General features: G+C 48.6%; 1 rRNA gene (only partly in view). It reads right to left on the bottom strand.

Features of this window, described 5'->3' with window-relative positions:
- Positions 1-1530 (bottom strand): 23S ribosomal RNA (locus I6N95_RS26840); it reaches 1484 nt to the left of the window's first position.
- Between the last annotated feature and the right edge of the window lie 201 nt (positions 1531-1731).

The following is a 1731-nucleotide window of genomic DNA, read 5'->3' as shown; positions in this document are numbered from 1 at the left end:
CACCATCAGACTCACTGCTTGGCCGCACACTTCCAATCGTGCGGATTTCCTAACCTACTGCGTCCCTCCATTGGTCAAACAAATGAAACTGGTACAGGAATATCAACCTGTTGTCCATCGCCTACGCCTATCGGCCTCGGCTTAGGTCCCGACTAACCCTGGGAGGACGAGCCTTCCCCAGGAAACCTTAGTCATACGGTGGACGGGATTCTCACCCGTCTTTCGCTACTCATACCGGCATTCTCACTTCTAAGCGCTCCAGTAGTCCTCACGATCTACCTTCAACGCCCTTAGAACGCTCTCCTACCAGTGTACACAAGGTACACTCCACAGCTTCGGTAATATGTTTAGCCCCGGTACATTTTCGGCGCAGGGTCACTCGACTAGTGAGCTATTACGCACTCTTTAAATGGTGGCTGCTTCTAAGCCAACATCCTAGTTGTCTGTGCAACCCCACATCCTTTTCCACTTAACATATATTTTGGGACCTTAGCTGGTGGTCTGGGCTGTTTCCCTTTCGACTACGGATCTTATCACTCGCAGTCTGACTCCCGGATATAAATGAATGGCATTCGGAGTTTATCTGAATTCGGTAACCCGAGATGGGCCCCTAGTCCAAACAGTGGCTCTACCTCCATCATTCTTCATCCGAGGCTAGCCCTAAAGCTATTTCGGAGAGAACCAGCTATCTCCAAGTTCGTTTGGAATTTCTCCGCTACCCACAGCTCATCCCCGCACTTTTCAACGTACGTGGGTTCGGTCCTCCAGTGCGTTTTACCACACCTTCAACCTGGCCATGGGTAGATCACATGGTTTCGGGTCTACGACAACGTACTCAAGCGCCCTATTCAGACTCGCTTTCGCTACGGCTCCGCCTATTCAGCTTAACCTCGCACGCTATCGTAACTCGCCGGTTCATTCTACAAAAGGCACGCCATCACCCATTAACGGGCTTTGACTTGTTGTAGGCACACGGTTTCAGGATCTATTTCACTCCCCTTCCGGGGTGCTTTTCACCTTTCCCTCACGGTACTGGTTCACTATCGGTCACTAGAGAGTATTTAGCCTTGCGGGATGGTCCCCGCGGATTCCGACGGAATTTCTCGTGTTCCGCCGTACTCAGGATACTCATAGGTGTGCAATCATTTTCGCCTACGGGGCTTTTACCCGCTACGGCTGACCTTTCCAGGTCGATTCGACTAACAATTACAGCTACCACAACTGAGTCCTACAACCCCAAAGAGCAAGCTCTTTGGTTTGGGCTCTTCCCGTTTCGCTCGCCGCTACTCAGGGAATCGAATTTTCTTTCTCTTCCTGCAGGTACTTAGATGTTTCAGTTCTCTGCGTCTCACCTCATATACCTATGTATTCAGTATATGATGACAGCCTATAAAAGCTGCCGGGTTTCCCCATTCGGAAATCTCTGGATCATAGCTTACTTACAGCTCCCCAAAGCATATCGGAGTTAGTCCCGTCCTTCATCGTCTTCTAGTGCCAAGGCATCCACCGTGCGCCCTTATTAACTTAACCTATTTTACTAACAATGATGTTAGATTTTTGACTTCCAGCCACTAGCGATAGCGACTTCCATCAATCCTTTAAACAGCGTTTGAACTTTGTTTAAAAACTCTTGCTCAGTGTGTGATTACTCACAACACTGTCAATCAACGCGGTGTTCTCGGTTTGTTTTGATTATTTTTTACTTCAACTATCCAGTTTTCAATGAACAAA

Source organism: Vagococcus allomyrinae (genome assembly GCF_017829975.1).
Taxonomy (GTDB): domain Bacteria; phylum Bacillota; class Bacilli; order Lactobacillales; family Vagococcaceae; genus Vagococcus_D; species Vagococcus_D allomyrinae.
Note: the sequence above shows the minus strand (reverse complement) of the source record. Positions and strands in the feature narration are given on the sequence as shown.